This is a genomic window from Cupriavidus lacunae (assembly GCF_003353055.1).
Classification (GTDB): Bacteria; Pseudomonadota; Gammaproteobacteria; order Burkholderiales; family Burkholderiaceae; genus Cupriavidus; species Cupriavidus lacunae.
This window is the reverse complement of the sequence record NZ_QKWJ01000149.1, coordinates 1-9,419: the sequence shown is the minus strand read 5'-3', so window position 1 is coordinate 9,419 and position 9,419 is coordinate 1. Positions and strand designations below refer to the sequence as shown.

Annotated in this window: 6 protein-coding genes; all 6 read left to right on the top strand. The window is 58.9% G+C overall.

Features of this window, described 5'->3' with window-relative positions:
* Positions 1 to 287: 287 nt before the first annotated feature.
* The 6 genes from DN412_RS41190 to DN412_RS41165 all read left to right on the top strand — a co-directional run bounded on the left by DN412_RS41190 (position 288) and on the right by DN412_RS41165 (position 9,349).
* Positions 288 to 746 (top strand): hypothetical protein, encoded by a 459-nt coding sequence (locus tag DN412_RS41190; RefSeq protein ID WP_115216768.1) that lies wholly within the window; start codon positions 288 to 290, stop codon positions 744 to 746.
* Positions 747 to 790: 44 nt separating this feature from the next.
* Entirely contained in the window at positions 791 to 1,624 is an 834-nt protein-coding gene (locus DN412_RS41185) for an AAA family ATPase (protein ID WP_115216767.1), read from the top strand.
* A gap of 241 nt (positions 1,625 to 1,865) precedes the next feature.
* On the top strand, positions 1,866 to 3,422 hold the full coding sequence (locus DN412_RS41180; protein ID WP_115216766.1) for a hypothetical protein: 1,557 nt from the start codon (positions 1,866 to 1,868) through the stop codon (positions 3,420 to 3,422).
* 671 nt (positions 3,423 to 4,093) lie between these two features.
* A complete protein-coding gene (locus DN412_RS41175; RefSeq protein WP_115216765.1) occupies positions 4,094 to 6,949 on the top strand; it encodes a hypothetical protein in 2,856 nt (951 codons plus the stop codon).
* 187 nt (positions 6,950 to 7,136) lie between these two features.
* Positions 7,137 to 8,276 (top strand): TniB family NTP-binding protein, encoded by a 1,140-nt coding sequence (locus DN412_RS41170; RefSeq protein ID WP_115216764.1) that lies wholly within the window; start codon positions 7,137 to 7,139, stop codon positions 8,274 to 8,276.
* Between the two features lie 32 nt (positions 8,277 to 8,308).
* Positions 8,309 to 9,349 (top strand): TniQ family protein, encoded by a 1,041-nt coding sequence (locus DN412_RS41165; RefSeq protein WP_115216763.1) that lies wholly within the window; start codon positions 8,309 to 8,311, stop codon positions 9,347 to 9,349.
* The last annotated feature ends 70 nt before the right edge of the window (positions 9,350 to 9,419 follow it).

Sequence of the window (9,419 nt, the reverse complement as noted above, 5' to 3'; positions counted from 1 at the left end):
TCGAATTGTGCACTGCTATACCGATACGTGAGCGAATCTGTGCAATGAAGAACCGGATGCCTTAATTGGGCTCGTCCGGGTCTGTGAGGGATGGGGGCGGTAACGTCCCCGTCTACTCGGAAATGATCATGCAGGTCGAGTCTGCGCTGCAGTTTCTCTTGTCGCAGTGGCAGGTTTCTGTCGAGGGTCGAAGCGCCTCATGCTTTCAGTCGTCGAATTCCGCCTCGCGCGCCAGCGGGAGCCGACACTGCGTTCATCCCTGACTCTGGTGCGAAAAGGAGAGTGTCATGCGCAACAAGCGTTCGGATCGCGGACCCGCTTTGTCCATCGCGTCACAGAATCCGGCCCGAGAGGAACAGCTCGACGCGCTGTTGTCCGGGACCCCATCTCGCCTGAGTACCGCGCGCTGCTACACGGGCTTCAAACGCCCGCGGCAAGACATGCCCGCCCGACTCGTCTCGGCAGAGCAGTCGCCCAGCGGCAACCGTATGCCACGCTTTTCGGCCGATCACGAACGGCTGGTTCGTGACGTCCTGAATAGGGCGTATGCCGACGCGCAAATACTAACGATGCGGCATGCCTACCGGATGTATTGCCGCGAACTGTCGGCGTCCGAGTTGCCCGATGCGCGGAGTATGAGCTACACCGCTTTTCATTGCTGCGTCCGTACGTGGATCCGTTCGCAGACTGTGAAAGATGGTGCAGGCGCACCGTCCGAGCCGGTCACTGTCAACGTGCGCAAGTAGACGTCAGCGCTACGTCCACCATCCCTTGCCAACAGGAGGTCACCATGGGGAACAATTCCTTAACAATGGATCAAGTCCACCGGCTGTCGGATGAGGACAAGATCGCTTATCTCGATCACGTGGTGCTGAGACACCCCCGCTTTGAGCGGGCCGCGCGCAGACTGGCTGCGTGGCTTCACCCCAAGAATGAGGTGTCGACGATTCTGCTGGGAGGGCGGCCAGGGGTGGGAAAAACCACGCTGGTCAAGCACCTGCAGGAGGAATCGGGTGGGGGGACGGACATGGCCTTTGTCGCATGGCCGCGCGCGCGGCACGTGTTATCGGTGCGCCATGTCGTTGACCAGCTTGCTCATGCAGCGGGGGTGGTTGACGGGCCGGGCCGGACGCGGCGGACGAGCCTGGCGGAGCAGCCACGCTGCATCCCCCGCATTCTGGTCATCGACGACGTCGTCGGGTTGCCTTGTTCTGGCGCGCAGCGAATCGCCCTGGAGACACTCCTCGCATGGAACGATGGCGTTGGGCGCAAGGTCCTTTTTGTCGGCAACAGCAATTTGGACAACGTGTTCGCCGAACTGGCGAGTGTTCGGCATCGCGCGGCCTATGTTCGCCTTGGTGCCTACGGGACGCCGCCGCGAGAGCCGGTGTCGCCGGACGCGTCCTCTAGAGGCGGCTCTGCGAGGGCCGCATACCGAAATCTCCTGAATTGTCTGCGCAACCGTTGGCCATATGCGGACCGGCCAAATTTCTGGGCAAAAGTGGATGCCTTCTATTCGCGTACCCACGGGAACATGGCGCTGACCAAGCAGCTCTATATGGCCTTGGCCCGCAAGCAAGTGTCAAACGGCGGAAAGTGGGATGACGGATTCCTCGACGATTGAAACTGACCGTCGATTGCTGGTGCGCCGGTACTGCGCGCGCGCGGCGCAAGAGGGGAAACGTCGCCGCGCCGTATTGCGGAGGAGTCCGTGGATGGCATTGCGAGGCGCGCGCGCGGGTCGCTGGCCAGTGCGAGATGCTCCACACCAATCGAATGTAGATCCGGCGCTAGGGGAGGGGCGAGCCATCCTGTTGGAATAACGTGGCAGCAATTCGCTCTTGGCTTACTGCTGCGGATCGTACGTGAACTGGAACATCGACGGAGGCGTCGTGGACGAGACATCCTTCTATCGCATCTCGAGTGATTGGCAAATTTCGCAATCGGGCCTGGAGTTGGTCGAGGAGGCACGCGGGCGCGACCTCGGAACACTGCGCTGGCCTGGCAAGGGTGTCGAGGTGCGACAGCCAAGCCTCAAAATGGGAGGGCGCATGATCGCCCTCCCAAATCGCACCGTTGCCGCACCGCTGGCGGAAATGTTCGAACGGCGTAGCGACGTTCTCGCGTTCTATCCACAGCCGTTCGAGCATGAGATTCAGCTTCGCGACCAGAGCGGTATGACGCTTGCTCGCTTCACCCACAAGCCGGCATTCCTCTTGATCCTTGCCGACGGTCCTGTGGTCATCGACGTACGAAATGAAGGCTACCTCGTTGGCCAAGCGGCCAGAGGGCGTGTCCACAAGGACGAGGAAAGTCCATATGCCTGGCATTACCCGGACCTCGAGCGCTACTACCGGGACAAGGGCTTGGCATACGAACTGCATTCGGATGCCGAGATACCGTATCCATGGGTTGTCAATCAGCGGGATCTGGATCGCTATCGTGTGTCCTCGGATCCGGGCTTGACGGATGAAGGTCGCAAGCAGATCGCCGATCTGTTTGCCGTCATGCCAATCATTCCGATGGATATGTTGCGCGATAGGTTCGACATCCCTGTCGATATGGTGAAGCGAGGGATCGTGGCAGGTGTCCTGCATGCCGACCTGCTTCACTTCAGTCTGAGCGGCACGCCGGCTCCGGAAATCGTGGCGGATTTGCGCTATCTGCCGGTAGTGCAAATACGAGTACCGGAGCGCAGCCTCGTGCCGATGGCTGTCCGGGATGGCGTGTATGTCGGTATGGAATTCGACTTCGATGGTCAAGGATTTGTGGTCGTGCGAGTCGACGGCGATTGGGTTCTGGCTCACGGGGGCGGGCACTATGAGAGGCAGTTTCCGCTAGAGGTGGTGCAGTACGCAGTGCGCAACACCACCGGCCGACAGCCGTCGGAGGCCAGCCTGTCGGCCGGACGAGCCATGCTCACCACCTACAACAGCAAGGTCATCGCCAAAGCCATCGAGAATTGGGACAGGGTCCTGCGTGACGACCCAATCGTTCCCGCCAAGGGCGTACGCGAAAAGGGGGGAAACATGTCGGATAGCGAGCGGCGGGAGCATGGGGTCGCACCGGTGATCCCCTGGCGGCCAGACATGGCTGCGGCAGGTGTTGGCCTGATGGAAATTACACCAATGACGACGGGCGCGCAGCAACGGCCCCGCGCTCGTCAGTATTTTCCTGAGTGGCATGAGGCGCTCGTTCGAGGCGCTATCGAGGACGCTTACTTCCACGGCGGGAGACCGACGTTTCGGACGATGTACCTACTGTATCTGTCGCGCTTGTTCGAGGATCGAGAGACACCTCCGCGTCCGATGGGCTTCACAGCATTCCGCTCGCGAATCCAAGCACATTTGATCCTGCACCCAGCGCACCGCCGTGGCCGGGGTCGATACCGACGATGCAAGAGTCGGTGGTGTGTGAAATGAGCGGCCAGATCAGTTGTGACGAAGGAAGGCGCAGACAATGACGACTTTCATAGATTTGACGCCCCTTGACGTGGTCTTGATCGTCGGGGGCGGCTTGAGCAACGAACCTGCCTCGTTACCTATTGGCTGGACGAAGGTGAACTGGTCGGTGGGGTCAGGACCGCGGGGCCAGGGTCGTGACGGCCGATGGCGCCGACTGGCACCAAGTCGTGCGCCCGGGCACCTTCCGCACAGCGAAGCGTTGCTGCGCGTATGGGGTACCGGCAAAACTCGCGTTTGACGGCACGACGGACTGTCGTACCGGACGAGTGCCACCTCAAACTGGTCTGATAACAGCGATGATGGCTATCGCGCTGTAGTACGCGATCCTTGTTACGCCTGCAGGCGGTCGCGATCAACAATGTCCCGACTGCTGGTCAGATTCTGGTTAGGCCGGGATGGATGAGCGCGGAGCAGCCGCAGGCCCAACCCCAGCGAGGTTGGGTTGACTTGTTCAGTGGGTGACGTGCTCGGCCGTCGCCGCGTTTCAAGCACGATTAACGGTGCTGTCCGGATTTGCTGCGGACGTGCAATCAGTACGAGACGTTGATGAAATCACGATGGCTCGCTGGCACCAGCACTGAGAACATGCTGGATGCCTAGGCCAAGAGTCTTCGCAAAGGGAGCTGCGGATGCGAGAGGAAGCGTTTCAAGCGGCACTGCTCCAGCATCGCGTGGGGTTTCATGCCGCCGCACTGCTTCAACGCATGTGGCAAAAGGATTCATCTGCGTTGCGTCGGCCGACCAACGGCTGCGTGGACCACTGGTTCAGCGAAAAGACGGGGCGGCGCATGGCTTTGAGCGGTCACCACGATCTCGCGGCCGTTGCCGAGTGCTTCGAGCGAGATCCCACGATATTGGCATGGTGGCCGCAGCCATTCGAGTACGGCTGGGTAAGCCAGAACTTGGACGGCAAGGCGACGGGAAGAAGCCGGCATGATCCCGACTATGTGGTGCTTCGGGAATCCGGCTTCGTAGTGATGGACTTCGCGTCCGACAGCGACTTGCGCAAGCGACAGAAGAAGGGAAAGGGTCTCATTCAGAATCCAGCGACCCACGACTGGAGTTGGCCGGACGCGGAGCGAGCCTATGCCGCGCTTGGGTTGCGCTACGAGATCCGGTCCACCGCGGAAATTCCATACGTTTTGCTCGACAATATCAAGGACCTGGAACGCTACAAGGATGGCGTCTGTCCCCCATTGACCGAGGATGCAAGGCGCACCATTCTCGACGTGTTCGACGCCCAGGGATTCATGAGCGTCCGCGAATGCGTCGACAAGTTTCAGATTGACGGAAACGTCATCCGTCGCGCGGTGGTAGAGGGCCTGATTGTCGCGGACCTGATTCATGAGCGGATCGGTACACCGGACGTCATGATCTATCGGGATCGCGAACTGCTTGCGGATTGGCGGGCCGCGCAAGAACCCCTGCAGCCGCTGCCTCTGCCCGGAGACGGCATCGTCGAGGTCGGAGACTTCGTCAAATACCATGGGTACACGTATGTCGTCCAATTCGTCGACGAGCACGAAGTCCTGCTGCAAGGGGCGGGCGATATTGCGCTGATGGTCAGCCGGGAAGAACTAGCCGACCTCAAGGCGAACGGTGCGGGCAGAGACTACCACGATGGGCCGGCGCACCAGCAGATGCGTGCAGCGTATGTTGACTTGTCCCACAAGGAGCGAGAGCGCGGTATTGCACGATTGAGCTACCTCGAAGGGCCCAATGCAAAGAAGCTCGCGCCCGTCAACGTGAGAACTAAGCAACGCTGGGCGAAGATCGCAGCGTCGGTAAGCACACGTCTATGGAAGATCGTTGCCCTTGGCAAAAGCAAACACGTCGGCAATCGAGCCCCACGCTTCACCGAAGCCCACGAAGCATTCTTCGCCTCAATTGTGAGGGAGGTGCACGACGGCACCCCCAGCGCCACCAAGACTGCCACCTATAAAGTCTATCTTGACCGCAATCCGAAGGCAGTGGTGGGCGAGGATCCAATGAGCTTTGCGGCAGCGAGTGAGCGCATCGATCGCGCAAGTTCGCCCGTCGACAAGCATGGCCGACGCGGCGCTTACCATCTACGCAACCTGACGGGCCGCATGGAGGTCCGCCGATCTCCTCATGGTGTCCTGCCACACGAGGTCTGCCATATTGACCATACGCTGTGTGATGTTTTTGTTGTTGCAGAGGATGATACCCAACTCGGGCGTCCATGGTTGACGTTGATCTGGGACGCGAGCGTCCGGCGCTGCCGTGCCATGTATCTCAGCTTTCGTGCTCCCAACACCAGCTCTTGTCTGATGGCTATCCGCGAATACGTCAAGCGATGGGATTGCTTGGCTAAGACGTTTGTCGTGGATGGCGGCTTTGATTTGCATACCGAGAGCGTGGCAGCAATGGAAGAGGCCTTTGGCATTACGATTCGGAAACGCAAGGGCTCGGATCCCCGCTCCGGTTCGCCAATTGAGTCGCAGAACCGGGCCAGAGAGCAGCAAGTTGACAAGCAGATGCACGGCAACACGTCCCATTTGAAAGCGGCCCGCCGCTATGCGGGGCGCAAGCTGCCGCGGGATGACGCAGAGTGGACGCTGCCTGCGCTGTATCTGGCGTATCAGGACTACTTTTTTGAGCTTCGTGCCAAGCATCAGAAGCATGTAAAGACGGGCAGAACGCCCGAGCAGTATGAGAACGAGTTACGCAGGTACTGCGGCAGTAGGGATTTCTTGCCGGTGTCCTATGACTTTGACCTCGTCATGTTGACGGCGCCCATCTTTCACAGTGCGACGCGTACGGTCGAACCGCAGGGCGTCTTTGTCGATGGACAATACTTCACCAGCGCGGCGATTGCCAATACGAAGGCAGGTTCGAAGCTGCCGGTTCGAGTCGAGCCACATTGCGCAAATCTGATTTACGTAAAAACAACGAATGGATGGCGGGCGGCTTTTGCGCGGAATCTCCAGCCGTATCGAAAGTGGACATGGCACGAAGCGGCCATTGCCTACAGCCAGTGGAAGAAGCTGGCCACGTCTGCGAGCCGCAAGTCGAAGACGAATGAATACGCCTGCTATCTCCAAGAGCGGATGCTGCATCCGGAGAACTTCGATGCTCGCCTTCTCGCTCTAGAGTGCCAGGAAGAGCAGGCGTTGCTCGACCACCTTGGATTGAACATCGACGTCGAAGGCAAGAACGTACGCATTGGCGTGGTAAAGCCATTGAGCAGTTCCAGGGGCCGTCCCCTATATGCGGGGGCAAATCGTCTTCCCAGTAGATCACAGGCGGCTGCTGACACGACGTCGTCTTCGGTGCTGCAACCAGGGTCTTTCGCAAACACTGCGGCAGAGGAGCAGCCGGACGACACCGGGCGGACTACGTCAAACGCCGACACCATGCCGCCGCGATCCGAATCGCCCACGAAATCTGTCTCGGCTGGGCGACCCAGGCGGAAGACGCGCCTCGTGTCGGACGACGCGTGGAAGCGGTCAGGTTTCTTATGATCGCCGTGTTGTGGTTGTCGTGGGCTATGGGTTTGGAGGTGGATCTGAAGCAGGGCACTGCGGCTTTCAGCCATTCTATTAAATCCTTCGCGGAGAAATTGGAGGAATGTCGGGGCGACCCTTGCCGGGCGAGTCCGCCTGGTGAGTTGCTTGCCCCTATTTGTGTACGGTTATAGGAGGCACATCAATGACAAATCCCGAAATGGAAAGCTTGGAAGCGGAAGAGGCCTTTGCCAAGAAGATGGCTCTCGTGTATGAGCTGCCCTTGCGAGAAAAGATCCGACACCTCCGCGGACTGCGCATCAAGCACCGTAACCTTGAAGACGTCGCCAATCGCATGCTGGAGCTGCTATGCCCCTGCAATGATGTGTCAATCATTTCCCTGGCGGGGGTCAGCGGCGTCGGGAAGTCAACGCTTGTATTCGAACTGGTCGCTGACCTGCTTGTCTCGGCGAATTATGGGTTTCCCGGGGGGATCCTACCCTTAAGCATCCCTGCCCTCAAAGGGCAAAAGACAGAAGCCAGTGTGGTCTACGACCTGGCTCTGGAAGCCATCAACGAAAGGATGAAGGACCAGAAGGTCGCCTATGAGGTGATAGACGGACGGGTCGTGATGCTTCCCAAGCGGGAGGCGAAGAAGGTCAGTGCCAAGCAGAAGGAAATGGTGGCGGCCCTCAAAAATCGCCAGATTCTCGCGCTGGCCCTTGATGAGTTTTTTCATTTGCTCCGCTTTGGGAATAAGCATGCGACGCTGGACTCCATCAAGTCTTGTGCGGACGACTGTGGTCCAAAGATCATCATTATCGGCGGCTTCGAGATGCTCGAGGCAGTCGATGGTTACGCGCAGATCCAGCTACGAGGCTCGGATCTGTACCTCGCCAGGTATGGGGCAAAGTCGGGATGCCCCGATGATGCGAAAGAAGAGGAAAGATGGCACGAAGAAGAAAAGGAGGCGTACGGCGAGATACTGGTTGGTATCCAGAATCAATGGCCCTATCGGAATCTTCCGAACCTGGCGGCGCACGTGGATCATTTCTATACCGAATGCCTGGGCAACATGAGAGCGACCAAGAAGCTGTGTGCTGCCGTGGCGCAAAAACAAGATGCCAACGGCGGACAATGGGACGACGAGTACTTTAACGATTGCAGGCTCCAATCGGCAAAGCTTGCGCGAATGAAGGCGGAGTTTGAAGAACAGGAGGAGCGCATCCGAGGCTTTGACGACGGGTGGATGGCTCGCGACATCGTGGTCGATCCGCCGAAGAAGTTCCCTGCTAGCAGCCAGCAGGACAACAAGCCTGCCAAAGGTCGATCACAGAGCCGCTGAACCAGACGCAGAAACGTGAGGGAGAGAAAGTCATGTCCGGAATGCTCTACGTCCCGAAAGAACATCCCGAGCTCTACGAGATTCAATGGAAGGGTGTCGGAACGTCAGAACTGGAATCGTTGCAGAGTGTCTTTCGGCGGCTCGCGTTTAAGCATCGCGTGACGCCGGGAGTCCTGTTCAACACCTATATCAAACCGACCTTGCAGGCTTCGGGGCTGAAGGCAACCGGTACGCCGATCGCGCTGGCATCCAAGACGTTTTCGATCGGCGCGGACAGTTTGGTATTGAAAACCTTAGCCGAGCGTTTGGTGGAGCTTACGGGCGAAATCGTTGCAGTGACAGCTAGCCTGATTCACCTAACTGCCGTGTTGGGAGCTGCAGGACTGGCATGCCGTGCACAGCAGTTTTGCTTTGAATGCTTTGCAGACGACTTGGCTGGATTTGCCAGTCTGGAAGACGCTATCGAGGCGGATGTGCTGTTCGGGCGTGTTCTGTGGTCCTTTAAGGCAGTGAAGGCTTGTCCCGTCCATGGCGTGCAGTTGGGCATAGCACGGTGTGGTGCGCCGGGTGAACTTTGGACAAAAGGTCCCCAAACAGTACAACTTAGTGGTGTATGCCCGCGCTGCGGCTCCATTGGTATGCAATGCCAGCGAACGAAACAAGGAGTCGCGACAGATCAGGATATCTGGGCAGCTAACGAGGTGGGAAGGTTGCTTTCGTTCGTTTCCGGCGGTGGTGAATTTTCTACTGCAAGTATTCGTGACGGCATTCGGCAATGTATCGCGAGAGTGGGCAACTGGGATAGGGAACGAAAAAATGAAACCGGGATGACTTTCAACACTGTCCGCTCTTGGCTGGCTGGTCGCTCCCGTCCGAATCTCCAAGGACTACTAGCGCTCGCAGCTTACGGCCACGCCGGGCTAGTAGGCGTCATCCGCGGCGATATTGGGGGTGAGGTTCTTCCTGTTCCAACATTCTCTTATGAGAATGTGCGCCCTAGGGGCTCGGGTCGCAGTGCTAAGGAGCATTTCAAGGCCCTTCCGGCCCCGGCGTGGGCGGAGAAACGGAGATGAGCTATACCGGTGAACGGCAGCGCCGCGATGACCGACGGCCCAATGGTGCGCGCTCGCGGCATGCACGCCG